The following is a 22,977-nucleotide window of genomic DNA, read 5'->3' on the forward strand; positions in this document are numbered from 1 at the left end:
GGGTGGCCGAAGAACCAGAACAGGTGCTGCCACAGCATCGGGCCACCGGTCGCCACGTCGAAGACGTGCGCGCCGAGCACCCGGTCCGCGGCCAGCGCGAACAGCGCCGCGGCCAGGAACGGGAAGACCAGAATGACCAGCAGGCTGGTGACCAGCATGTTCCAGGTGAGGATCGGCATGCGGAACATGGTCATGCCGGGCGCGCGCAGGGTCAGGATCGTGGTGATCAGGTTGACCGCGCCGAGGATCGAGCCGAGACCACCGATGGCCAGGCCGACGACCCAGCAGTTGCCGCCGACGCCGGGGGAGTGCAGCGAATCGCTCAGCGGGGTGTAGGCGAACCAGCCGAAATCGGCGGCGCCGCCCGGCGTGAGGAAGCCGGCCATCGCGATCAGCGTGCCGAACAGGTACAGCCAGTACGCGAACGCGTTGAGCCGCGGGAACGCCACGTCGGGCGCGCCGATCTGGATCGGCACGATGTAGTTCGCGAAGGCGAACACGATCGGCGTCGCGAAGAACAGCAGCATGGCTGTGCCGTGCATGGTGAAGAGCTGGTTGTACTGTTCCGGCGACAGGATCTGCATGCCGGGCTTGGCCAGCTCGGCGCGGATCAGCAGGGCCATCAGGCCGCCGACCATGTAGAACACGACAGACGTGATCATGTACATGATCCCGATCTGCTTCGCGTCGGTGGTCCGCAGGATCCGGGCGAGAGCCGAGCCCTTCACCTGCCGGCGGACCGGATGCGGCCGGACGGGTACGGGTCTCGGGGCGACGGTGGTCATGCAGGCACCTCAGCTTCGCATACGGAGAACTGGTGTTCACTCTCCGTTATAGGCTGCTACCGCAGTAATACGGGCCAGATCCGCGCATCAGCCGCATATTCGGCGGTACGGGTGAGGTCTGCGGGTCTTGTGTGCCGTGCTGCGCCGGTCGCCCTGCCCCGCCGCCCTTCGGCCCCGCCTTGCCCTGCCGCCGCCCCGCCCCGTCGCTCTGCCGCACCGCCCCGCCGTCCTGTCGCCCCGCTCTGTCGCTCCGTGGCCCGTCGCACTGTCGTCCCCGTCGCCACCCATGCCATCGCCATTGCTTGTTGCCATCGCCATCGCCATCGCCATCGCTTGGGGTGAAGGATGCTCGACGAGAAGGACCGCCGTGCTCTGGCGGACATCGAATCGCGTCTGCGCGCGGACGACCCCGATTTCGTCCGCCGGATGGACGCGGCGGGTGGTCGCCCCTTTCCGTTGCTGCCGGTGTTGTGTGCGGTGACGTTCCTGGCGCTGCCGTTCGTGGCGCTGTTCCTCGGGCCCCAGGCGGCCCTGATCGTGGCTGATGTGGCCGCCGTGGCCGTAGTGCTGGTGTTGGCGCTGCGGCACCGCCCCCGGAAGCGCTGATCCGGCACCGACCGGCTGGCCACCGCGCCCCGGGCGGACTGGGGTGGCGGCTTACCCGCACGAGCCGTGGGTGGAACACTTCGACTGGCTGCACCCGCTGTTCAACGAGAGGCTGGAGATCCGCGACGGGCGCATCCATCTCCCCGGCCGACCGGGGCTCGGAGTCACTCTCCGCGACCTGGCGAGCGCATGGGCCGTGGATCGTGCCGACATAGGAGGACCGCAGTGAGCTCAGAGGTGTCCAGCATCGATCCGCGCACCGGCGACGTGGTCGAGGTGGTCGCGCAGGAGACCACCTCCGCCGAGGTGGCCCGGCTCTGCGAGACGGCGCTCACCGCCGCGGAACCCCTGGAGGCACGCGGCCGGGACGGGCGGGCGGCGCTGCTCGAAGCGCTGGCGTCCGCGCTGGAAGAGGCACGGGAGCGGGTCGTGGCGGTCGCCGACCGGGAGACCGGGCTGGGCGAGGTCCGGCTCAACGGCGAGCTGACCCGGACCTGCTACCAGCTGCGGCTCTTCGCCTCGGTGCTGGCCGACGGTGGATATCTGGAGGCCACCGTCGACCATGCCGGGGACACCGCGATGGGTCCCCGGCCGGATCTGCGCCGGATGCTGGTGCCGGTCGGGCCGGTCGCCGTCTTCGGCGCGAGCAACTTCCCGCTGGCCTTCTCGGTGCCCGGCGGCGACACCGCGTCCGCCCTCGCCGCGGGCAGTCCGGTGGTGCTGAAAGCGCACCCGTCGCACCCGGCGACCTCGAAACTCTGCTTCGAGCTGCTCAGCGAGGCCGCCCGCAAGGCGGGAGCACCGGAGGGCACGCTCGGCATCGTCTACGGCCGGCAGGCCGGCGCCGACCTGGTGGCGCACCCGGCGATCCGGGCAGTCGGCTTCACCGGCTCGACCGGCGGCGCCAGGGCGCTGCTCGCCATCATCGAGGAGCGCGCCGACCCGATTCCGTTCTTCGGCGAGCTGAGCAGCCTGAACCCGGTCGTCGTCACCCCCGCCGCGGCGGGCGACCGGGCGGCGCGGATCGGGACCGAGCTCGCCGGGTCGTTCACGCTCGGCGCCGGCCAGTTCTGCACGAAGCCGGGCCTGGCCTTCGTCCCGGCCGGGCCGGACGGGGATGCCCTGGTCGCCGCGGCCGGCGAGGCGATCGTCGCGGCCCAGCCGATGGTGATGCTGAGCGGAAACATCGCCGCGTCGTTCGCGCGCGGGACCGCCGCCCTCCGCGCGGCGACCGCGCACGGTGGGGCGGCGGGCAGCCAGCCCGACACGTCAGGCGGCTTTCTCGCGACTCCCACTCTGCTCACCACCACCGCAGCCGACCTTCCCCCGGAAGCGACCGAGGAGTGTTTCGGGCCGGTCGCGGTGATCGCCCGCTACACCGATGAGGCCGACCTCTTCGCGGCCCTCAGCAGGCTGCCGAACTCGCTGACCGCCACGGTCCACCGCGGACCGGGCGAGACGGAGCTGCCCGCCGAACTCGCCCGGCGGCTGCGGCCCATCGCCGGGCGGATCATCTACGACGGTTACCCGACGGGTGTGGCAGTCTCCTGGGCCCAGCACCACGGTGGGCCGTGGCCGGCCACCAACACCCAGCACACGTCCGTCGGCGCGACCGCGATCCGCCGGTTCCTGCGCCCGGTCACCTGGCAGAACGCGCCGGCCGAGCTGCTGCCCGCAGAGTTGAGGGACGACTACGACGGCATCCCGCGCCGGGTGGACGGGCGCCTGCGGCCGGCGTCCTGACCCCGCGTGCAGCTTGATCACGCCGGTCTGCTGTTCCTCGGCGGTGTCGGTTCCGGCCTGACGGGTTCGATGGCCGGGCTGGCTTCGCTCGTCAGCTACCCGGTGTTGCTCGCCGTCGGCCTCCCGCCGGTCGCCGCGAACGTCACCAACACGGTGGCCCTGCTGTCGAGCGCGGTCGGCGCCGCCGGGTCGCGGCGCGAGCTGCGCGGGCAGGGAGCTCGCATCGCCCGGCCGCCGCGGGCTGCCTGGCGGCCGGGTGCCTGATCGGCAGCTGGCTCGGCCCGGCCGCGGTCCGGCGGCTGCCGGAGAGGCCGCTGCGGGTGGCGATCGCCCTGGCGGCGCTCTCCCTGGCCGTCTATCTGTGGCAGGACGCCGGCAGCGCGACAGCACCCGGAACCTGAAGCGCCCGCAACCGAGCGCCCGCAACCGAGCGCCCGGACCCTGAGCCGCCGCAGCCGAGCGCCCGCAGTATGAACGCCTCCGCGTCGATACCCGGGAGCGTGAACGGCCGAAACGGGTGCTTGCCGGGGTGCGGTCCAATGGGACTGTCGCCGGCCCGAGGAGACGTCATGGTCCCCGTTCGTCGCTACCGCCCGGTTCTGATCACTCTCCTCGCCACCGCGCTCCTGTTGGTCGCTGTCCTGCTCACCCCGTCGATGACGCGGTGGGCCTCTGACCAGCGCGACGACTGGCAGGTCCTGTCGGACGTCGGCCAGTCGTACGGCGGGATGTCGGCGATGCTGTCCGCGCTCGCGTTGTCGGCCATCGCGGTCTCGCTCGTCCTGCAGCGGCGGCAGACCAAGGTGGCCATGCTGTCCTCCGCACGGGTGATGCATTTCGAACTGGTGCGCCTGGCGATCGACCACGAGACGATCCCCGGCTTCACCAAGGACGAGTTCGCCCGGCGGGCGTACGCGAATCTGACCGTCGCCCATTGGTTGATGCTCTGGGACCTGGGCGTCATCGAGGACGACCGTGTCGCCAGTGCGTCCGAGGACCTGTTCCGCCGTCCCGAGGCGCGCGCCTGGTGGGCGTCGGTCGGTGACCACTGGGCGCACGCCGACACGAAACGCAACCGCCGCTTCGTCGCCCTGGTCAACGCGGGTTTCAAGGCCGCCGCCCCGGAACAGCCGCATCTCCCGGAAAAGCAGCACACCCCGGAGGACACGCGCACCCAGGACAAGGCCGCCACCCCCGAGCCACCGCGCTCCCGGACAGCGAAGCGGGTGGCGCTGGCCGCCGGCGGTGTGGCGGCGCTCGTCGTCGGCGCCGCCCTGGGCCGGCGATCACGCTGACCCGCACCGCCGCAGTTACGACCCGATCGCCGACGGGCTGCCGAACCATCGGCCGAGCCGGCCGTCCAGGTCCCCCTGGCCGTCCCCGATCCAGGCCACGTGGCCGTCGGGCCGCAGCAGCAGACCCGGAACGTCCAGGTCCACGGCGGGATCCGCGAGCTCGTCGACCCGGTCCGACCAGCCGCCGGCGCTCAGCCGACCGGTGCGGTCCAGCAGCAGGCCACGGCCCCGGCGCAGCAGACCGTAGAGGGTGCCCCCTCCCACGGGCAGGTCGGGCAGGCGACGGCCGAGCAGGTCGGGGCCGGGGCCGAGGTCGTACCGAATGTCGATCGCAGTGATCTTCTCGATCAGGCGGCGGTTCACCTCGTCGATGTCCATGAGTTCGGTGAGCAGCCGGCGTACGGCCTGCGGTCCCGCCCCGGGCGACAGCAACTCCATCTGGGCGCGGGTGTTGTCCAGCACGTCCGCGGCCACCGGCCGCCGTTCGGCCTGGTAGGTGTCCAGCAGCGTGTCCGGCGCCCAGCCGCGGACCTGCGCGGCCAGTTTCCAGCCGAGGTTGACCGCGTCCTGGACGCCCAGGTTGAGGCCCTGGCCGCCGATGGGCGGATGAATGTGGGCGGCGTCGCCGGCCAACAGCACCCGCCCGGCCCGGTAGCGTTCGGCCAGCCGGGTGGCGTCGCCGAACCGGGACAGCCACCGCGGCGAGTGCACACCGAAGTCGGTGCCCGCCACGGCGCGCAGCCGGCGCCGGAAGTCCTCGAGGGTGGGCGGTTCCGCGCGGTCGCTGACGTCGGCGGCGGGGACTATGACGCGATAGATCCGGTCACCGAACGGCTGGAGGCTGAGCCGCTTGTCGGTCTCGCGGATCTCCGTGACCGTGGCGGCGATCTGTTCCCATGGCACATCCGCTTCCATCTCGCCCATCAGCGTCCCGGTCCGTGACGGCTCGCCGGGGAAGCCGACGCCGATCAGTTTGCGCACCGTGCTGCGCCCGCCGTCGCAGCCGACGAGGTACCGCGAGCGCAGCTGCTCCCCGTCGGCCAGCTCGACGGTGACGCCTTCGTCGTCCTGCTGGAGGGCGGCCAGCGTACGACCTCGCCGGACCTGTGCCCCCAGTGCGATCGCGTGTTCTTCGAGCAGACGGACGACGACCGGCTGGGGGATGCCCAGCAGATAGGCGTGCGCGGAGTCGAGGCCCGGGGGCACGGGTTTGTCGATGGCGGCGAAGAACCCGGCCGCCGGCCGCTGTCTGCCGTGTTCGCGGATCCGTTCCAGCAGCCCGCGCATGGCCATCAGCTCGATGGTGCGGATGTGCAGGCCGACGATGCGGACGACCGACACGGGCTCGGTCCCCTTCTCCAGGACCAGGACCCGCACGTCGTGCAGCCGCAGCTCAGCGGCCAGCATCGCACCGGCCGGCCCGCAGCCGGCAATGATCACGTCGTGGTGCATCGGTAGTTGCCTTCCGGAAGTGCCTGTGGGGAGGCGCTCCCGGCGACAAATACGTCAGTCGCCGGCCGTGACGGGAAGGGGGAGCACCCACATCGGAACATCGTTCATGGGTCTCACCTCCTCGGGCCGCGTCACAGTCGATCGCACGGTACAAGCCCGGGCATCACCGCGTCGAACCCTTTTCCGCCGGCCGGAGGACCGCGACATCACCCTCGGTCAGGCTTCCCGCCACGATGACCCCACCCTGCGAGGCCGCCGACGTCACGAACCCGTAGGAGCCGTCGCTGCTCCGCCAGTCGTGCACCAGGTCGCCGTCCAGGGTGAACGCCATCACCCAGGCGATCGGCACCGCTTTCGGGCGGACCGCCTCGGGCAGGTTCCACAGCACCAGCCGCAACAGGCCGGGCAGCGGCAGCAGCCGGTCGAGCAGGGCGTTCCGGGGCGCCGCGATGCCCGCCCACACCAGGCCGTCGTCGCCCAGCCAGAGGTTGTCGGGGAACCCGGGCAGATTCTCCACCAGGACCTCGGTGCGCCCGGACGCGATCCAGTGCCGCCGGATCCGGTAACCCGCGGTCTCCGCGATCAGCAGGTGCGACCCGTCCGGCGCGAGCACCAGGCCGTTCGCGAACTTCAGCCCGTCCAGCACCGTCGTCACCGTGCCGTCCGGGTCACGGCGCAGCAACCGCCCGGTGCCGGAATGCTCGAACACGTCGCCGAGGTGATCGGTCAGGCTCCACTCGGTCGTCGAACTGGTGAACCAGACGACGCCGTCCGCCGCCTCCACCACGTTGCTCGCGAACACCACCTCGGCGAGCACCGACACCGCGCCGTCCGGGTCCACCGTCAGCAGCCCCCGGTCGTGGTCGCACACCAGCACCCCGCCGTCGTCGCGCGCGTGCAGGCCGAGGGGACGCCCGCCGGTGTCCGCCAGCACGGTCCGCTCCCCGGTGGCCGGGTCCAGCCGCACGATCCGGCCGTCTGCGGTCCCGGTGATCACCTGTCCGGCGCGGTCGAAGACCACGTCCTCCGGACCTACACCCCCGGTGGGCAGCCTGCGGTCGACGGTCAGGGCCGCGGTGCGACCGCGATCGTCGAGGGTGGGCGGCCGCCAGCGGCGCGGCCGGATCAGGCGGCGGGTCATTTCACACCATTTTTCGTACGACGGAGAGCGGCAACGTGCGCAGCAGGATGCCGAGGGGAACCCAGGGCCACGCCGGGACGTACGCCTTCGCCCGCCGTTTCTCGATCGCGTCGACGATCGCGCGGACACCGGTCGGGGTGTCGACCATGAACCGGGTGCGCTGCTGGACGTGCTCGTTCATCTCCGAGCGGATGTAGCCGGGGTAGATCACCGACACGTCCACGCCCGGGATCCGCTCCGAGCGCACCCCCTCGGCGACCGCGGCGATGCCGGCCTTGGTCGCGGCGTACGTGGTCATCGACCGGCGCATGCCCCGCAACGCGGAGATCGACGAGATGATCACCAGGTGGCCGCCGCCCTGCGACCGGAACTGCTCCAGGGCGGCCTCGGTCTGGGCCAGCGCGCCGACGAAGTTGACCATCGCGGTGGCCCGGTTCGCGTCCCACCGGCCGCTGCCGAGCGGGGCGCCCTTGCCCAGACCGGCGTTCACCACCACCCGGTCGATGCGGCCCAGCTCGGCGGCGAACTCCCGGAACACCGCGAAGACCGCCGTGTCGTCGGTGACGTCGAGTGCGCGTACACACACGCGAAGCTCCGGATGCCGCGACGTGATCTCCTGCTCGAGTTGCGCCAGGCGGTCGCCGCGGCGGGCGCAGAGCGCGAGGTCGTAGCCGAGCGCGGCGAACTGTCGCGCCATCTCCTCACCGAGCCCGGCACTGGCGCCGGTGATCAGCACTGCTCCGTTGCTCATCGCTCACATCCGCCGAACGCCGAACCACGCGGCCACCGCCACCGCGACCACGAGACCCAGACAGACGAACAAAGACCACATCGCCACCATGAGGGCGCACTTTAGACGGATCTCACCCCACGAAACAGTCTTGAAACGCGAACCAAAATCAGCGTGGTGATTTCGGGCGCGAACCGAACCCGAACTCCCCACGCTGGGGTGCGGACGGCCTTGCGTGGGGAGTTGGGGTGCGGAGCGAACCCGAGGTTCACACGCTGGGGTGCGGACGGCCTTGCGTGGGGAGTTGGGGTGCGGAGCGAACCCGAAGTTCACACGCTGGGGTGGGGACGGCCTTGCGTGGGGAGTTGGGGTGCGGGGCGAACCCGAAGTTCACACGCTGGGTCAGGCGGGGAGGGGGGCGGGGGTGCGTTCGAGCAGCGCCTCGACGTCGAGGGCGGGCAGCGGCCGCGCGAAGTGGAAGCCCTGCGCGTTGCGGTACCCCAGTTCGACGAGCCGCCGCGCCTGTTCCTCGGTCTCCACGCCCTCGGCGACGAGGTGCAGGTTCATCGTCGCGGCGATGCCGGCCAGCGCGGTCACGATCGCCTCCTGCTGCGGGGTGCCGCCCAGCCCGTCGACGAACGACTTGTCGACCTTGATGGCGTCGACCGGGCAGGTGCGCAGCAGGCCGAGCGACGAGTGCCCGGTGCCGAAGTCGTCCAGCGCGATGGCCAGCCCCTGCGCCGACAGCGCGTGCACCGTGGCGAGGGCCTGACCGCCGCCGAAGACCGCGGTCTCGGTGATCTCGACGGTGAGGGCCTGCGCGGCCAGCCCGTGGCGGGCCAGGGTGGCGGCCACCGTCCCGGGCAGCCTCGGATCCAGCAGTTGGCGGGCGGAGACGTTGACACCGACCCGGGGCGCCGCCGGCCCGTACCTCGCCTGCCACGCCGCGGCCTGCTCGCACGCCGTGTCGAGGATCCACGCGCCCAGCTCGGTGATCGTGCCGGTGTCCTCCGCGACCGGGATGAACTCGCCCGGCGGGACCACCCGGCCGTCCGCCCGCCGCCAGCGGACCAGCGCCTCGACCGCGGTGATGCGCCCCGACGGAAGGCCGACGATCGGCTGGTAGAGCAGGTGGAACTCGCCGTCGCCGAGGGCGCGCTGCATGTCCGCGGCCATCTGGGTGCGGCGGGTCACCTGCTGTTCGAGCGCGGCGTCGTAGTGCACCGCGACCGGCCCGACGCCGGCCTGCGCGGCCCGCAATGCGATGCCCGCCCGCCGGTAGAGGTCGGCGGCCTCGCCGTCGCCGCCGTCGGCCACGCCGGCTGCCACGTCGAGCAGTACGTCCTGGCCGTCGACGTGCAGCGGCACCCGCCCGAGTGCGAGAAGCCGGTCGATCGGGGCCGCGCCGGCCGGGCCGGCCAGCAGCAACCCGAAGTCGTCGCCGCCGACCCGGGCGACCACCGCGCCGGTGCCGGCCACCTCGGTCAGCCGGGCCGCGAACGCGGTGAGCAGAAGGTCGCCGGCGCTGGTGCCGAGGCTCTCGTTGACCGACCGGAACCCGATCAGGTCGATCAGCACCACGGTCCGCACGCCGCACCCGGCGGTGATCGCGGCAGCCAGGTGACGGCGGTTGTGCAACCCGGTCAGCTCGTCGTGCTCGGCGTGGTGGGTGACCGCGTCGATGAGGATCGCGTTGTCCGCGACGGCGAACGCCTGGCGTGCGGCTACCAGCACCAGCATCCCCGCGACGCCGGCCACCTGGAAGCCGTCGAGATACCCGGAGCGGGCGTACACGGTGACGATCAGCGCGCCGGCGAGCACGCTGGCCAGCAGCGGCACGGTGGTGGTGCGCCGCGACGAGATCTGCGGGATGGCCGGCGCCGGTCGGTCGGTGGTCAGCCGGGCGGCGAACGAGCACATCAGACCCGCCGCCGGGAGGACGGCGGCGCTGCCGCTGAGGTACGGCCACGGGCGCAGCACGTCCATCAGCACCACCGAGAGCGGGGCGGCGACGGCGATCGGGCTGAGGAACCACAGAGCCGGCCACGGCATCGGGTTGGTCCGCGACATCATCGCCTTGAGGATGATCACGATGCCGGCGACGGTGATCGCGGCGACCGCGAAGTTCAGGCGTACCGCCGCGGGCTCGTCGCCGAGGGCGTCGCGGAACCAGCACTGATAGACCGACCCGGCCATGCCGACGGCGAGGGTGACCACGGTGACGTCGAGGACCGCGGTGGTGCGCTGGCGCCATGTGCGCTCGCCGGCGGGCAACCGGACCAGGGTGGTGGCGGCGACCGTGGACGCGACGACGTAGATGAGCATGGTGCGGACGCTGACCGGCGGCACCGAGGTGGCGGGCACCGTCAGCGCGTCGACGGTCTGGCTGATCGCGGCGGCCAGCATGCCGGCGCACGCCCACGAGAACCGCCGCCAGAAGACGCGCAGCGGGCCGTCGAGTGTCCGGGCGGTCTGCCGGCAGATGCCGACGGCGACGACGAGGCCGGCGATCGCGGGGACCCAGACGGCGTACACGGGCAGAGGTGTCCGGGTGCCGAGCGCGATCAGGGCGATCGCTGTCAGCATCGACGCCCAGGCCGCTGCGGCGGCTGCGCGAGCCGGCATCGGTCGTACCTCCCTCCGCCTCTGTTCCTGGTCTATCGGGTGATGATCGGTTCGGCGTGCGGGGCCGGGGTCCGCTGGGTGGCCTTGCCGGTGTACATGGCGGCGTCCGCGTGCCCGATCAGCGTCTCCCGGCCGGACCCGTCACCGCGGCGGGCGGTGGCGGAGCCGATGGTCACGCCCACCTCCACCGGGCCGGCGGACAGGTTCATCGGGCAGCGCAGCGCGTCCCTGATCCGGTCGGCCAGACCCGGGTCGGTGGTGTCCGGGCAGCGCCGCAGCACCAGGAACTCGTCGCCGCCCAGCCGGGCCACCGTGTCGCCGGGGCCGGTGACCGCGGTCAGCCGGGCCGCCACGGCCTGCAGTGCCTCGTCGCCGACCAGATGGCCGTACCTGTCGTTGACCGGCTTGAAGCCGTCCAGGTCGCAGACCAGGACGGTGACCCCGGTCAGCTCGCCGCGCTCCAGCTCGGCCAGGGCGCTGTCGATCTCGCCCATCACATGCCGGCGGTTGCGCAGCCCGGTCAGCTCGTCGTGCGAAGCCTGATGGGCCAGCGTCCGTTCGGCACGTTCCCGCTGGGCGGTGAGCCGCTGGAAACGCAGCAGCACCAGCGGGATGACCATCAGCGTGCCGACGGCCAGCAACAGGTTCGCCGAGTCGCTGCCCCGCAGGATCTGCACGGCGGCGATCAACGGGTTGATGGCGAGCGCAACGGCGAGCCAGGCCAGGTTCGCGGTCTCGCTGGTCGCCGGAACAGCCGGCGGAAGCTGGGTCACGGCGTACGCGTCGGGCAGCAGCGGGGCGACGGCCAGGGTGAGGAAGGCGAGCATCCAGAGCGCGGCGACCCAGCGGTTCTCCTGTCCGGCGGTCACGGCGCCGGTGCTGATCGCACCCAGCGTCAGCGCCCCGGTGGCCAGCAGGTAGAGGAACGGGCCGCGACCCGGGCCGCCCGCGGTGGCCATCCGCACGAAGCAGCCGAACACGCCGCACAGGGTCAGCACGTCCACCAGGATGAGGATCTCGCCCACGCCGCTGACCTGTGACGAGAGGTGCGGCTGGATCACCCACGCCCAGATCGGGCCGCCGGCGCACAAGCCGATCAGCGACGCGTCGAGGACGCCGCCGGCGTCCCCGGTCATCCGCCGGCGCAGCGCCATCGCGGTGCCGGTCAGGAACATCCCGTGGGACAGGAAGAGTGCCAGGTCGGGGACGCCGGTGCCGCCCGCGCCCAGATGGCCGTCCCGCACATACTCCGGCCACAGCAACTGCGAGCCGAGCAGCAGTGCCAGCCCGCCGACGGCGACGATCCACGGACGGCGGTGTCCCAGGTGGCCGCTGACCAGCGCCAGCAGCCAGGTGGTCGCGGGGAAGGCGGCGACCACGGTCTGCACCGCCGGGCGCCCGTCATCCCCGGCCATCTGATAGCCGATCAGGCCGGTGGCGGCGCAGACCAGCAGGAGGACGTGCACGGCCCAGGCCGGAGCGGTGGCTCGTGGCCGGCGCATGGGTTCTCCTCCCCGTTGCTTGACCTCGGTCCATCGGCCGGTGAACGGGGGAGCTGAGAATCGCGGCGAAGTTTCCGCCCGGAGTGAACGGCGGCGGACGGGGCACTATGCCCCCGACGACGTGAGGATCCTTCGTCACGGCGGAAAAATCGTGCATCCCATAGGGACTGATTTCGATCCGCGCGGGCTGTTCGTGCGTTTGCCCAGGCGTGCGATCATGCGAGATCGTTGGGCGAACCGGTAATGGGGGGATCGGGTGGCTAAGTCCGCGAAGCGCCGTGCGCCGTTGTGGGCACGGATCAGCGTCGTCTTCGGTGTGGTGTTCCTGGTGGCGAGCGGCGGTGTGCTCGTCACCGGTCAGGCGCTGATGTCGAAGTACGCGGGCGCGGTCACCGACGCCAGCCTCCTGGAGGAGCAACCGGCCGAGGCGGCGACGAAGGAGACCGATCTCAAGGGTCCGTTGAACATCCTGCTGGCCGGCATCGATCCGCGTGACGACAAGACGGCGCCGCTCTCCGACTCGATCATCGTGGCGCACATCCCGGAGGACCGCAGCCGGGCCTATCTGTTCTCGCTGCCGCGTGACCTCTGGGTGGACATTCCCGCGTTCCCCAAGGCCGGTGTCCGCCCGCACTCCGCCAAGATCAACGCCGCGATGTCGGTCGGCAGCCAGCTCGGCAACGGGAAGTACAGCACCGCCCAGGGCTTCCAGCTGCTGTCGAAGACGGTCAGCGGCGTCACCGGCATCAAGAAGTTCGACGCCGGCGCGATCATCAACTTCGGCGGCTTCAAGAAGATCGTCGAGGCGATGGGCGGCGTCGACATGGTCATCGACCAGGACGTGCCCTCCGAACACCTGCAGCCCAACGGCAAGCCGCGCGACCGCAAACCCGAGTGCCAGGGCCATCACCGCTGCACCCGGCCGTACACCGGCCCGCAGAAGCAGTACAAGAAGAGCGCCAAGCCGGTGCACCTGGAGGCCTGGGAGGCGCTCGACTACGTGCGCCAGCGTTACGGGCTGCCGCGCACCGACTACGACCGGCAGCGTCACCAGCAGCAGTTCATCAAGGCCATGGCGAAGCAGGCGATGAGCAAGGACGTCGTCACCGACCCGGCGAAACTGCTCAAGGTGATGGGCGCGGCCGGCGACTCGCTGACGTTCGCCGGCGGCCGGCACAGCATCGTGGACTGGGGCCTCGAGCTCAAGGACATGAACACCGACGACATGACCACGATCAACCTGCCGGGCGGCGCTCACCAGCCCAACGGCAAGTACCTGGGCGAGCGTTTCACCCCCGAGGTGGACGAGTTCTTCCGGGCGGTCAGCGAGAACCGGGTCGGCGAGTTCCTGCTCGACCACCCCAGCTTCGTGAACAAGGGCGAGTGACCGGTCAGCAGGCTTTGCCGACGGGCACCTCGGCGCGTTCCTCGCGGCCGCCGGCGCGCACCAGCAGCGGCACGCACGAGGGCTCGCGCACGGTGTAACCGCCCGCGAAGGCCAGCCAGCCGATCCGGTGCGGGCACGCGGGCACGGTGACAGTGGTGCCCTGGAAAGCTGGGCTGCCCCACCCGATCCGGGTGCCGGCGGGCGCGTCCGGGGCCACCTCGATCTGGACCTCGGTGTCGGCGCGGACCAGCAGTCCCTGCTTGGCGAACAGCTCGCCGGGCACACCGGACCCGGAGGTCTGCAAGGTCCGCCGGGGGAGCACGACCGCGTCCAGGACGACGCGCGCGGAGGCCAGGTCCGGCGGCTCGGTGCCGATGATGTTGTGAACGCACAGTGGACCGGGCGGCGCGGAGCCGATCGCGGGCGACGGCGCCGGCGCCGGCTCACCGGGAGCCGAGCATCCGGCCAACAACAGGAGTACGAGCCAGCCGCGCTTCATGTCACCCAGGACACCACGAGAAGGCAACCGGTTCCGCGCGGGCCGGGTCCTAGCTGGGGGAGGGGGAGGGCAGCCAGCCCCGGTCCACGAAACTGAACGTGGACATCGGGTCGGCGTCACCCACCTGCTGCACGTACAGCACCCGGTCGTCGGCGTCGAACTGCACGAAGCCGTGGTCCTCGTTGTAGATGTGATAGGTGGGCCGGCCCTGGTCGTCGACGCCGCCGTCGGTGCGGCTCAGCGAGAACAGCGTGGCCTTGCTGGGGTCGCACCTGGTCGCGACGAGCCGGGCCAACTCGTCCGGTACGACCTTGACACCGAGGCACCGCTGCGCGCCGGTGGGATCGCGCAGCGTCCGGATCATGTGGTCGACGCCGACCCGGATCAGCGAGAACTCCGACTTCGCGCCGGTCCCGTCGCCGGTCGCCACCTCGTAGTCGGAGAGGTCCAGCGCGAGGTCACGATCCACCTCGGCGACGTGGATCAGGGTGCGCCGGTCGCCGCGCAGGATGGCATCGAGGCGTTCCTGCGGCGTGATCGGCTCGACGGCGGCCGGACCGGACGGCGTGGGGGCCGAGCCTGCGACGGAGCCGGGCGAGACCTGACCGCCCGCCTGCTGGCCGGCGGGCAGGATCGGCAGGTAACGGGCTGCCGCCCCGAGCCCGGCCGCGATCAGCACGGCGGCCATGGTGGCGATCAGCAGCGGCCAGCGCCGCCGCCTGGCCACGGGCTGGTCCGCCGGTCCCGGGTGGATGGCCGCGGCCTGAGCCGATGCCCGGACGGGGCCCGAGGGCGAGGAAGGCTCCGGCGCCGGAGCGTGTTCGGCGCCCGGAGCGGCCGGGGACACCTGCGTGGGCACCGCCGCCCGGGTTCCTGGCCGGATGGGGCCGGCGCCGCCGGCCAGCAGCATGTCGAGCAGTTCCCGGGCGGTCGGCCGTTCGAGCGGGTCCTTGGCGAGAGCCCGTTCCACGGTGGGCACCAGCGACGCCGGGACACCGGTCAGGTCCGGGGGCTGGGTGAGGATGCGCATGGCGGTGGCAGCCGCGTTGTCGGCGGCGAACGGGGTGCGGCCGGTCGCCGCGTACGCCACGACAGCGCCCCAGGCGAAGATGTCCGCGGCGGCGGTCACCGGGCGGCCGCCCTCGGCGTCGAAGCGCTCCGGCGCCATGTAGGCCACCGTGCCGACCATCTGGTCGGTGCGGGTGTGCTGGCTGGTCGCCTCGAACGCCCGCGCGATGCCGAAGTCGATCACCTTGATGCCGCCGCGGGCGAACAGCACGTTGCCCGGTTTCAGGTCGCGGTGGATGACACCGGCGCTGTGGATGGCGGTGAGCGCGGTGGCGGTGCCGACCGCGACGCTGTGCAGGGCGGCGCCGGACAGCGGACCCCGGTCGCGGATCTCGGCGGCGAGGCTGGGCCCGTCGACGTACTCGACGACCAGGTAGGGCGGCTCGTGGTCGGGGTCGGCGTCGAGGACCTCGGCGGTGGAGAACGGCGGCACCTGCTGGGCCCGGTTCACCTCGCTGCGGAACCGGCCACGGAACTCGGCGTCGTCGGCGAACTCGGGCCGCACCATCTTGATGGCGACCTGCCGCCCGTCAGGATCGCGCGCCAGATAGACAGCACCCATGCCGCCCTCGCCCAGCCGGCCGATCAACTCGTACCGGCCGAGCCGGGTCCGGTCGCCCGGACGGAGCGGCGTGCTCATCTCTGTCGTCCCCCTCAGGCGCCTCCCGCGCCCCGGGAGTCTACTCACCCTCGTCACTACCACCGGGCACCCGGTGATCTTCGCCGTGTGTCGGTTCGGCGACGACTTGCCATACATCGATCACCTGCGATGATGGGAGCGCTCCCATATGACCGTACGGAGGAGGAACCATGCGCAACGTGATCGCCGCCCTGGCCGCGGCGCTGCTGCTCGGCGCCACGGCCGGCAGCGTCCCGGCCGGTGCCACCGGCACCGCCGCCGCACCGGGTGCCGCACACCGCGGCTCCTGCACCCGGGGCCTGCTCTTCTGCGAGGACTTCGACCGGCTCCCGACCGGCGGCCCGAGCACGCTGAACTGGGGCGTCGACACCCGCAACGGCACCCTCGCCGTCGAGCGCGGCCGCCGCGGCAAGCACCTGCACGTCCGCACGGTCGACAACGGTCGCGCGTTCCTGCGGGTGGACGACTTCGCGGCGCCGGGCAACCGGTTCTACGGCCGGATGCGGCTGCGCGTCGACGCGTTCCCCACCGCCCCGGACTGGGCCCACTTCACGCTCGTCGAGGCCACCGGCACCGGCAGCGCCGAGGTCGTCCGGCCGATCGGCGGCCAGTACGCGCCCACCGTCCCCGGCATCTTCTGGGGCGTCGGCGCGGACGGCGGCCCCACCGGCGACTGGACGGCATGGCGCGAGTCCGCCCCGGTCATCGAGGACACCTGGCAGTGCTTCGAGTGGCTCCTCGACCCGGCCGACAACCGCGTCGCCGTCTGGATCGACGGTGTCGCCAACCCGGAGCTGACCGCCTCCACCACCCGCCACGGCGGCAACGACGTCCCCTTCATCCTGCCGGCGGTGGACACCGTGAAGATCGGCTGGCAGCTGTACCAGCCCGGGACCACCCCGGACGAGTTCAACCTGTGGATCGACGACATCGCCCTGTCCACCACACGACTCGGCTGCTGAGATCCGGCGCGCCGGGCCGGACGCGCCGGGACACATGCCCGACCGCCAGGCCCGGACGCGCCTCGGTCGGCGCTGAGCGGCGCCGTCACCATCGCCCGCGGGTGCTGCGCGGCCGGCTGTCTCCCGGCAGCGGCCAGTTCCAGCCGGTCGAGGAGTCTCCGGACCGGCCGCTCGACGCCTCCCTCGGCGCAGCCGGGGCCCGGTTCTGGGCGGCGGGGTAGCTCATCACCGTGCGGGTCGGGCTGTGTGGGCCGACGGCCCGGCATCGCGCCGGGCCGTCGGCGTCGTCAGCGGTTGCGGCGGAACTCGTGGCGCAGCACCTCGCGGGTCGCGTCCCGGCCGATCGTTGTGCCGTGGACGACGGCGAAGCGGTAGTGGACGCCCGCCCAGATGCGTGCCTCGGCCAGTTCGGCGGTGGCCCCGGCGAAGCTGTCGTAGTGGCGGGTGGTGCCGGAGTCGGGGCTGTACGCGCTGAACGGGACGTCGTCGCGGCCGAAGAAGGTGCGGAACGAGGTCATCACCGAGGTCGTGAAGCAGGCGTGGCCGGACGGGTACTCGGCGGACGGGGCGGTGACGCGCAGCGGCTGCCAGTCGGGGTCGGCGCTGGTCGCCGGGTTGCCGTCGGTGTCGGCGAGGGGGATCGCGGTGACCGGGCGCCAGAACGCCCAGCGAGTCTTCTCGCGGTAGCAGGCGATCAGCGCGTCCGCGGCGGCCACCTCGACCATCGCGAACAGGCGCGCGGTCTGCAGGGTGCTGAGCCGCTGGGAGGTCGCCAGGTTGCGCTTGATCTCCCACTCGACCATCAGCGGGTCGTCCCACCAGGTCGCGGCCTCGGTCTGCTCGGCGGTCCGCATCGTGCTGCCGGCCTCGCCGAGGATCTTGACCTCGTTCAGCTCGCGGGCCCAGGCGGCGCTGGTCAGTTCCGGCGGGGCCGGGATGCGGAAGGCGCCGGGGTCACGGAGCGAGAACGGCTTCAGCCGGGCGTACCAGGCGCCGGCGTTGACGAAGGCCGGCGGCGTCGGCCGGTACTGGCCCGGCTGGTCGCCGACCGGCCACAGGACGGCGGCGAACGCGCCGTCGCCGGCCCGTGCCTGGATCATGGCGGCGGCCGCTGCCTCACCGACGGCGACGCCGCCGCGCTCGGCCCGGCCGTCCGGGATCGCGGCGAGTGCCGCGTCGTACTGCGCCTGCAACGTCGTCGCCTGCGCCGGGAACAGACTGGTGAGTACGCGGTGGGCGGCGGCCGCCACGGCTGCGGGCACCGAATCGCCGGGCCGTGAGCGCGGAGCGACCAGGTAAGGCTCGTAGGGCCGGCCGGCGATGGCGTTCACGGCGTCGTAGACGGCGCCGTGCACCATCGCGAAGCTGCGGGTGGCGGCGGTCGGTGACTGCCGGGCCGTGCCGTAGGCGGCGTTCTGGGCGTGAATGTTCCAGGCGATGACGGCGTTCGTGGTGACGGCATGGGGTGCGGCGGCCCGGGCGTCGGCAGCGGGCGCTGCCGCGGCGGGCGTGGGAACGGTCACGGCCAGTGCGGTCAGCACGGCCAAGGCGGTCGATCGGCGTGCCATGGGAACCCCCGTGGTGCGGTCGGCTTTGCCGCCCACCCTGCCGAGTCGGCTCCCGAGGGACAATCGATTGACGGATATGAGTCTCTACGGTGGCGGTTATCGTTGCGCGGTGAACGAGCTGCCGGAGTGGGAGAGGTTCCGGGTGCTCCGGGCCGAGTCGGAGTTCGCATCGGTTCGCAAGGACCCCCGGGTGGCGTACGCGCTGTGGGCCGTCGTCGGCCTGATCGGCGGGCACCGGTTCTACCTGGGTGACACCGGCCGGTCGGTGGCGATGCTGTTCACGCTCGGCGGGCTCGGGCTGTGGACGCTGGCCGACGGTCTGGTCGTGGGGCGCCGGGTGCGCGCGGTGAACCGGGCGCGACGGTCGGCGATCATGGCGCGGTACGGGATCGTCGACGCCTGACGTGCGGCCGGCGGCTGTAATGTTCGTCTCCGCCGCTGGCCTGGCCGGGTGGCTGGTGGCACGGTCTCCGGCATGGATTTGACCGTGATCCTCGGCCCGATGAAGGGCGGCAAATCGCTGGAGATGATCAGCCTGCTGTCGCCGCTGCAGCACACCGGCATCCCGCACCGGATCTATCAGTCGGCGCGGCACGGGCGGGACACCGCGGTCATGTCGCGGTCCGGCGGCACCCTCGAGACGGTGAAGGTGCAGTCGCTGGCCGGGGCCGCCGACGACGGGGTCGAGGTGATCGGCGTCGACGAGATCCACATGTTCACCGTCGACGACATCGCGGTGCTGGGCCGGGCGGTCCGGGCCGGCGTCAAGGTGGTGGTGGCGGGCATCGATCTGGACCACCGGGGACAGCTGTTCGCCCCGGTGCGGGCGCTGTTCGAGCTGGCGCCGGAGAAGGTGATCTACCGGCGGGCGGTGTGCGACCTGTGCCGGTCGCTGGACGCGACGCACACCCAGGTCCTCGAGCACGGCAAGCCGATGATCCGCGAGCTGGCGCCGTCGACGGCGCTGCCGGACGACGGGACCTACACGTACGAGGCCCGGTGCCGGCGCTGCGTGGTGCTGCCCTAATTGATCTGGCGGCTCGGCTCCCCGATCCTGGTGCCCGGCTCGAGGAACGTGGCGGTGCCTCCGCGGGACGAGGACTCCGGACCCGGGGTACGCGGACAGTACGGGTGGGCGAGCCGGCCCAGGCGTTCGGCCGGCCGCTCGTAGTTCGCACAGTTCACACCGCCGACCCGGGCCCTGGTCCAGGACGTGAAGGTGCCGGTGACGGGCGTCGCGCAGTCGACCGTGAACGTCGCCGCGACGGTGTCGACGCCCTGGTAGATCAGGGTCTCCGGGATGGCGGAGTCGATCCGGCCACCGGACATGCCGAGGTCACCGCCGTCCGGCACCGTCACCGGACCGGCCTTCACCTCGGCATCGATCTCGGCGCTGAGGGACCGGGCGAGCCGGGCAGTCCATTCGGCGGAGGCGGTCGCACCGGTGACGGCGGGCGCGAACGGCTCGTCGAGAACGTCCTCGCCGGCGGGGTCCTCGCGGACCGCGCGGAAGAGGACGACCCGGGTGAGCCGGGTTTGCTGCACGGGCTCCTGCCAGCTGATCCCGGCGGTGGCGACGTCGCAGCCGGGTGGGAAGGTCGCCGACGGGAGCGCGGCGGCGGACGGTGTGCTGCCGGGAGTGGCGCAGGCGGCGGCCAGCAACACTGCCAGGACACCGGGGCTGAGGCGGCCCGCCGGAGAATCGATCACGGCGGCATTCTCGCAGGACCGCGCGGATCCCGGTGCCCGGTGGATCAGGGGGCCTTGCGCACCGCGGCGCCGAGGCCGCTGCGGACCGTCGGCGGGTGGGCCTCGGTGCGCAACGCGCGCTTGATCTGTTCGATCTCTTCCGGCGTGGGCTGCCAGGCGGGCGGTTGTCGTCGCATCCTTCCGTTGTGAGCGGTGCCGGCGGACGGGGCAGATCACTGTGCACCTGATGGCGCACAACCGGGAGTCCGTCGCCCGCACGTTCACCCGTTGAGTACATTCACGCCGGTGAGGATCTTGCGACCGCGCAGCGCCGCGGGATGGACCATCGCGGTGTTCGGGGCGATGGCGGCGGTGTTCGGGGTGACCGGGCTGGTGGCACCGGCTGTGGTGGCCGCCGGCGCCGGCTTCCCGTCGATCGGCCCGGACGCGCGGGTGTTCGTGACGGCGTCGTCGATGGCGTCGCTGAACATGGGGGTGTACTACCTGGTGGCGACGGCAACCGAGTGGCGGCCGTTCTTCCGGTTCACGGTGCCGTTCCGCCTGCTGACCTTCCTGGTGTTCGCCGGTCTGGTCGTGGCGGACGTGGCACCGGCCGAATTTCTCGGGGTGGCGCTGTGGGAGGCCGCCGGCGCGGTGGCCACGGGGCTCGCGCTCGGGTACGACCGGCGGCGCGGCGAACACCGGTAACGTGGCCCCGGTGAGGGAGACCGTCACCCATCTGGAGATGACCGGCCGCGACCAGCTCGTCCCGGCCGACCCCGTGCCAAGTGAGCCGGCCGGCCCGGCGCCGGAGTTCCTGGGGCGCGGCCTCGGCGGGTACGCGCTGACGCTCGGTGTCCGCACCGCCTGGGAGCCGGCGCCGGCGGTCACCCGGATCCGGCTGCACACGTCGTCGGTGGACCATCCTCACGCGCTGCCCAACTATCACCGCCGGGGCTGGCGCACCTTCCGCACCGAAGAACGGGAGCGGGCCTGACGTCGCACCGGCCGGAGCGTGGCACAGTGTCGGGGTGAGACGGGCGATGGCCGCGCTGACCGTGGCGGCCTTTCTGACCTTGCTGGTCGACGTGGCGGGCGAGAGCCGGCCCGCGACCGCCCTGTGGCCGGCGGCGGTGTTCCTGTTCGTGGCCACGCTCGGGTTCCCGCGGGTCGAGCACCGCAAGGCGCGGATCGGGAGGTACGGCCATGTCGCGCTGCTGTTCCTTCTCGGCTTCCTGACGTTCGTCCTGTCGCACGCGTCGGTCGGCGCGACGTTGATGCTGGTCGTGCTCGTCGTTCAGACGGTGCTTCTGCTTCCCGTCCCGGCCGTCGCCGTCGTGGTGGCGGCACTGCCGTTCTTCCACACCGGGATGGAACTCGCGGAAGGGGTGCGGGAAGGGCTCGGGCTGCTGGCGGTCGGCGCTTTCGCCGCCGTGGTGACCACTCTGCTGATGCGCGAACAACGGGCCCGGGCGGAGCTGGCCTCGGCGCACGAACGGCTCCGGGACCATGCGCTGCGCATCGAGGAATTGGCCGCGGTGCAGGAACGCAATCGTGTGGCGCGCGACATTCATGACGGCCTCGGGCACGCGCTGACGGTGGTGCAGATGCAGATCAAGGCCGCGCGGGCGGCGCCCGGCCGGGCCGAGGAGATGCTGGCCAAAGCACAGGAGCAGGCCGAGGAGGCGCTGCGGGAGGTGCGGCGGTCGGTGGGCGCGCTGCGCGAGCCACGCCCGGCGGCGCCGCTGCCGGAAGCGCTGCGTGCGATGGCCGCGGCTTGCGCAATCCCTGGTGAATTCGAGATCGCGGGTACGGGCAGAGCGTTACGCCCCGAGTCGGAGGAAGGATTGTTCCGCGCCGTGCAGGAAGGGTTGACGAACGTCCGCAAACACGCGGCGGCGTCCCGGGTCCGGGTGGTGCTCGACTATTCGGCGCCGGATTCCGTCTCGGTCGAAGTGCGTGACGACGGCGTGGGAGCGCACGATCCGGGCAGCGGTTTCGGGCTTCTGGGACTGCGGGAACGGGCCGCACAGCTGGGTGGCGAACTGACGTTCTCGGCGGCCCCGGACGGTGGGACGACGCTGCGGATGAAGGTGCCCGGATGAGCGTGCGCGTCCTGCTCGTGGACGATCAGGCGCTGTTCCGTGAGGCGCTCGGGGTGCTGCTCGGCGCCGCCCCCGACCTGGAAGTGGTGGGCGAGGCCGGGAACGGGGCGGAAGCGCTGACGCAGGTGGCCGCGCTCCGGCCCGACGTGGTGCTGATGGACCTGCGGATGCCGGTCCTGGACGGCGTGTCGGCCATCCGGCGGATCCGGGCCGAGTTGCCGTTCGCCCGGGTCATCGCGTTGACGACGTTCGACGACGACGAGGACGTGTTCGCGGCGCTGCGGGCCGGGGCGGTGGGCTATCTGCTGAAGGACGTCTCGTCGGAGAGGCTGCTGGAGGCGGTGCGGGCGGCGGTGCGCGGCGAATCGGTGCTGCAGCCGTCGGTGGCCGCGCGAGTGTTGTCCCACTTCGTCGCGGACACCTCCGCGCAGGCCTTGCCGGTGCCCCTCTCGGAACGGGAACTGTCAGTGCTGCGGCTGGTCGCTTCCGGGCACAGCAACCGGGAGATCGCCGCCGAACTGTTCCTGGCCGAGGGGACGGTCAAGAACCACGTGACCAATGTGCTCGGCAAGCTGGGCGTGCGGGACCGGACCCGGGCGGCGTTGCGGGCGCGCGAGCTCGGCCTGCTCTGAGCCCGGGTCACGGTGGATCATGACCCCGGACCATGACCTCCGGCACCTGCCGTACGGCCCGCGCGGCCCGACCATCGATGGCATGACGAAACTGCGGTTCCTCGGCCACTACCTCGAGATGGTGGTGGCGATGTTCGTCGGGATGATCGCGCTGGCCCCGCTGTGGGACCGGGCGGTACCCGGACTGGACGCGCATCCCGACGCGCACGCCATGGTGATGGCCACGAACATGGCCATCGGAATGGCGTTGTGGATGCGGATCCGCCGGCACTCGTGGGCCCACATCGGCGAGATGTGCGCGGCGATGTACGTGCCGTTCGTGGTGCTGCTGCCGCCGTACTGGCTGGGGTGGATCTCGGGCGGGACGCTGATGACAGCCGGCCACATTCTGATGTTCCCGGCGATGCTGGTGCCGATGCTCGTGCGCCGCTCGGGCCACTGACCACGGGTCCCGAGACGGGGATCATGCGGGAATGCCGGCCGAGGGTCGCATCCCACGCCGGCAGTGCGGGCCGGGTTTCGAACTAGCCTCCTAGGATGCATCAGAG

The 22,977-nt window shown here is 72.1% G+C and carries 25 protein-coding genes; 14 read left to right on the plus strand and 11 right to left on the minus strand.

Annotated features, from left to right (window positions below; translation table 11 throughout):
- Nucleotides 1–785: cytochrome c oxidase subunit I (locus tag AC0NH5_RS25910; RefSeq protein WP_474408492.1), on the minus strand; the 785-nt coding region annotated here is incomplete at its 3' end.
- Between the two features lie 345 nt (nt 786–1,130).
- Between AC0NH5_RS25910 and AC0NH5_RS25915 the strand changes: the two genes are divergently transcribed.
- From AC0NH5_RS25915 to AC0NH5_RS25935, 5 genes are all read left to right on the plus strand, one after another.
- Nucleotides 1,131–1,391, plus strand: coding sequence for a DUF3040 domain-containing protein (locus AC0NH5_RS25915; protein ID WP_474408494.1), 261 nt, complete (start codon nt 1,131–1,133; stop codon nt 1,389–1,391).
- 43 nt (nt 1,392–1,434) lie between these two features.
- Complete coding sequence (locus AC0NH5_RS25920) at nt 1,435–1,620, plus strand: enolase C-terminal domain-like protein (protein WP_474408495.1); 186 nt, start codon at nt 1,435–1,437, stop codon at nt 1,618–1,620.
- Entirely contained in the window at nt 1,617–3,134 is a 1,518-nt protein-coding gene (locus tag AC0NH5_RS25925) for an aldehyde dehydrogenase (NADP(+)) (protein WP_474408497.1), read from the plus strand. The genes AC0NH5_RS25920 and AC0NH5_RS25925 overlap by 4 nt, the downstream gene beginning before the upstream one ends.
- A 6-nt stretch (nt 3,135–3,140) precedes the next feature.
- Nucleotides 3,141–3,398: a hypothetical protein gene (locus tag AC0NH5_RS25930; RefSeq protein WP_474408499.1), complete on the plus strand. Its 258-nt coding sequence runs from the start codon at nt 3,141–3,143 to the stop codon at nt 3,396–3,398.
- Between the two features lie 305 nt (nt 3,399–3,703).
- A complete protein-coding gene (locus tag AC0NH5_RS25935; protein WP_474408500.1) occupies nt 3,704–4,429 on the plus strand; it encodes a DUF6082 family protein in 726 nt (241 codons plus the stop codon).
- Between the two features lie 15 nt (nt 4,430–4,444).
- Here the strand turns inward: AC0NH5_RS25935 and AC0NH5_RS25940 are convergent, their stop codons facing one another.
- From AC0NH5_RS25940 to AC0NH5_RS25960, 5 genes are all read right to left on the minus strand, one after another.
- Nucleotides 4,445–5,881, minus strand: coding sequence for an FAD-dependent monooxygenase (locus AC0NH5_RS25940; RefSeq protein WP_474408502.1), 1,437 nt, complete (start codon nt 5,879–5,881; stop codon nt 4,445–4,447).
- Between the two features lie 163 nt (nt 5,882–6,044).
- Nucleotides 6,045–7,022, minus strand: coding sequence for an SMP-30/gluconolactonase/LRE family protein (locus AC0NH5_RS25945; RefSeq protein WP_474408504.1), 978 nt, complete (start codon nt 7,020–7,022; stop codon nt 6,045–6,047).
- Nucleotide 7,023: 1 nt separating this feature from the next.
- Nucleotides 7,024–7,773 (minus strand): SDR family oxidoreductase, encoded by a 750-nt coding sequence (locus AC0NH5_RS25950; protein WP_474408506.1) that lies wholly within the window; start codon nt 7,771–7,773, stop codon nt 7,024–7,026.
- 381 nt (nt 7,774–8,154) lie between these two features.
- Nucleotides 8,155–10,377, minus strand: a complete 2,223-nt coding sequence (locus AC0NH5_RS25955; RefSeq protein WP_474408508.1) for a putative bifunctional diguanylate cyclase/phosphodiesterase — start codon at nt 10,375–10,377, stop codon at nt 8,155–8,157.
- Nucleotides 10,378–10,409: 32 nt separating this feature from the next.
- Entirely contained in the window at nt 10,410–11,879 is a 1,470-nt protein-coding gene (locus AC0NH5_RS25960) for a GGDEF domain-containing protein (protein WP_474408510.1), read from the minus strand.
- Between the two features lie 256 nt (nt 11,880–12,135).
- Here AC0NH5_RS25960 and AC0NH5_RS25965 point away from each other — a divergent pair, with 256 nt between their 5' ends.
- Complete coding sequence (locus tag AC0NH5_RS25965) at nt 12,136–13,266, plus strand: LCP family protein (protein WP_474408511.1); 1,131 nt, start codon at nt 12,136–12,138, stop codon at nt 13,264–13,266.
- Nucleotides 13,267–13,270: 4 nt separating this feature from the next.
- On the opposite strand, the gene AC0NH5_RS25970 is transcribed toward AC0NH5_RS25965, so the two are convergent.
- Nucleotides 13,271–13,765, minus strand: coding sequence for a hypothetical protein (locus AC0NH5_RS25970; RefSeq protein ID WP_474408513.1), 495 nt, complete (start codon nt 13,763–13,765; stop codon nt 13,271–13,273).
- A 49-nt stretch (nt 13,766–13,814) separates the two neighbouring features.
- Nucleotides 13,815–15,473, minus strand: a complete 1,659-nt coding sequence (locus tag AC0NH5_RS25975) for a serine/threonine protein kinase (protein WP_474408515.1) — start codon at nt 15,471–15,473, stop codon at nt 13,815–13,817.
- A gap of 170 nt (nt 15,474–15,643) precedes the next feature.
- On the opposite strand from AC0NH5_RS25975, the gene AC0NH5_RS25980 reads away from it, so the two are divergent.
- On the plus strand, nt 15,644–16,435 hold the full coding sequence (locus AC0NH5_RS25980) for a hypothetical protein (protein ID WP_474408517.1): 792 nt from the start codon (nt 15,644–15,646) through the stop codon (nt 16,433–16,435).
- 287 nt (nt 16,436–16,722) lie between these two features.
- Here AC0NH5_RS25980 and AC0NH5_RS25985 read toward each other — a convergent pair whose 3' ends face one another.
- Entirely contained in the window at nt 16,723–18,003 is a 1,281-nt protein-coding gene (locus AC0NH5_RS25985; RefSeq protein WP_474408519.1) for a vanadium-dependent haloperoxidase, read from the minus strand.
- Nucleotides 18,004–18,112: 109 nt separating this feature from the next.
- On the opposite strand from AC0NH5_RS25985, the gene AC0NH5_RS25990 reads away from it, so the two are divergent.
- On the plus strand, nt 18,113–18,406 hold the full coding sequence (locus AC0NH5_RS25990; protein ID WP_474408521.1) for a TM2 domain-containing protein: 294 nt from the start codon (nt 18,113–18,115) through the stop codon (nt 18,404–18,406).
- Between the two features lie 72 nt (nt 18,407–18,478).
- Entirely contained in the window at nt 18,479–19,030 is a 552-nt protein-coding gene (locus AC0NH5_RS25995) for a thymidine kinase (RefSeq protein ID WP_474408523.1), read from the plus strand.
- Here the strand turns inward: AC0NH5_RS25995 and AC0NH5_RS26000 are convergent.
- Together AC0NH5_RS26000 and AC0NH5_RS26005 are read right to left on the minus strand one after the other, a co-directional pair.
- Nucleotides 19,027–19,713, minus strand: a complete 687-nt coding sequence (locus AC0NH5_RS26000; RefSeq protein WP_474408525.1) for a hypothetical protein — start codon at nt 19,711–19,713, stop codon at nt 19,027–19,029. The two genes, AC0NH5_RS25995 and AC0NH5_RS26000, sit on opposite strands and share 4 nt — an antisense overlap.
- 44 nt (nt 19,714–19,757) lie before the next feature.
- Nucleotides 19,758–19,889 (minus strand): hypothetical protein, encoded by a 132-nt coding sequence (locus AC0NH5_RS26005; protein WP_474408526.1) that lies wholly within the window; start codon nt 19,887–19,889, stop codon nt 19,758–19,760.
- Nucleotides 19,890–20,055: 166 nt separating this feature from the next.
- On the opposite strand from AC0NH5_RS26005, the gene AC0NH5_RS26010 reads away from it, so the two are divergent.
- Genes AC0NH5_RS26010 through AC0NH5_RS26030 form a run of 5 tightly spaced genes read left to right on the plus strand, consistent with a single transcriptional unit; the run spans nt 20,056 to nt 22,871 of the window.
- Entirely contained in the window at nt 20,056–20,400 is a 345-nt protein-coding gene (locus tag AC0NH5_RS26010) for a hypothetical protein (RefSeq protein WP_474408931.1), read from the plus strand.
- A gap of 10 nt (nt 20,401–20,410) precedes the next feature.
- A complete protein-coding gene (locus AC0NH5_RS26015) occupies nt 20,411–20,689 on the plus strand; it encodes a hypothetical protein (RefSeq protein WP_474408528.1) in 279 nt (92 codons plus the stop codon).
- Nucleotides 20,690–20,723: 34 nt separating this feature from the next.
- A complete protein-coding gene (locus AC0NH5_RS26020; protein ID WP_474408530.1) occupies nt 20,724–21,797 on the plus strand; it encodes a sensor histidine kinase in 1,074 nt (357 codons plus the stop codon).
- Nucleotides 21,794–22,429 carry a response regulator gene (locus tag AC0NH5_RS26025; protein WP_474408532.1) on the plus strand — a complete coding sequence of 212 codons (636 nt, stop codon included), beginning with the start codon at nt 21,794–21,796 and terminating at the stop codon, nt 22,427–22,429. The genes AC0NH5_RS26020 and AC0NH5_RS26025 overlap by 4 nt, the downstream gene beginning before the upstream one ends.
- Before the next feature lie 19 nt (nt 22,430–22,448).
- Entirely contained in the window at nt 22,449–22,871 is a 423-nt protein-coding gene (locus tag AC0NH5_RS26030) for a hypothetical protein (RefSeq protein ID WP_474408534.1), read from the plus strand.
- Nucleotides 22,872–22,977: the final 106 nt, after the last annotated feature.

This window comes from Actinoplanes sp. 13 (genome assembly GCF_056134165.1).

Bases quoted from the DNA above. Each gene is read 5' to 3' on its own strand.
- AC0NH5_RS25915 (WP_474408494.1), top strand. From the start codon at position 1,131: ATGCTCGACGAGAAGGACCGCCGTGCTCTGGCGGACATCGAATCGCGT.
- AC0NH5_RS25935 (WP_474408500.1), top strand. From the start codon at position 3,704: ATGGTCCCCGTTCGTCGCTACCGCCCGGTTCTGATCACTCTCCTCGCC.
- AC0NH5_RS25940 (WP_474408502.1), bottom strand. From the start codon at position 5,881: ATGCACCACGACGTGATCATTGCCGGCTGCGGGCCGGCCGGTGCGATG.
- AC0NH5_RS25945 (WP_474408504.1), bottom strand. From the start codon at position 7,022: ATGACCCGCCGCCTGATCCGGCCGCGCCGCTGGCGGCCGCCCACCCTC.
- AC0NH5_RS25950 (WP_474408506.1), bottom strand. From the start codon at position 7,773: ATGAGCAACGGAGCAGTGCTGATCACCGGCGCCAGTGCCGGGCTCGGT.
- AC0NH5_RS25955 (WP_474408508.1), bottom strand. From the start codon at position 10,377: ATGCCGGCTCGCGCAGCCGCCGCAGCGGCCTGGGCGTCGATGCTGACA.
- AC0NH5_RS25960 (WP_474408510.1), bottom strand. From the start codon at position 11,879: ATGCGCCGGCCACGAGCCACCGCTCCGGCCTGGGCCGTGCACGTCCTC.
- AC0NH5_RS25970 (WP_474408513.1), bottom strand. From the start codon at position 13,765: ATGAAGCGCGGCTGGCTCGTACTCCTGTTGTTGGCCGGATGCTCGGCT.
- AC0NH5_RS25975 (WP_474408515.1), bottom strand. From the start codon at position 15,473: ATGAGCACGCCGCTCCGTCCGGGCGACCGGACCCGGCTCGGCCGGTAC.
- AC0NH5_RS25980 (WP_474408517.1), top strand. From the start codon at position 15,644: ATGCGCAACGTGATCGCCGCCCTGGCCGCGGCGCTGCTGCTCGGCGCC.
- AC0NH5_RS25985 (WP_474408519.1), bottom strand. From the start codon at position 18,003: ATGGCACGCCGATCGACCGCCTTGGCCGTGCTGACCGCACTGGCCGTG.
- AC0NH5_RS25995 (WP_474408523.1), top strand. From the start codon at position 18,479: ATGGATTTGACCGTGATCCTCGGCCCGATGAAGGGCGGCAAATCGCTG.
- AC0NH5_RS26005 (WP_474408526.1), bottom strand. From the start codon at position 19,889: ATGCGACGACAACCGCCCGCCTGGCAGCCCACGCCGGAAGAGATCGAA.
- AC0NH5_RS26010 (WP_474408931.1), top strand. From the start codon at position 20,056: ATGGCGGCGGTGTTCGGGGTGACCGGGCTGGTGGCACCGGCTGTGGTG.
- AC0NH5_RS26025 (WP_474408532.1), top strand. From the start codon at position 21,794: ATGAGCGTGCGCGTCCTGCTCGTGGACGATCAGGCGCTGTTCCGTGAG.
- AC0NH5_RS26030 (WP_474408534.1), top strand. From the start codon at position 22,449: ATGACCCCGGACCATGACCTCCGGCACCTGCCGTACGGCCCGCGCGGC.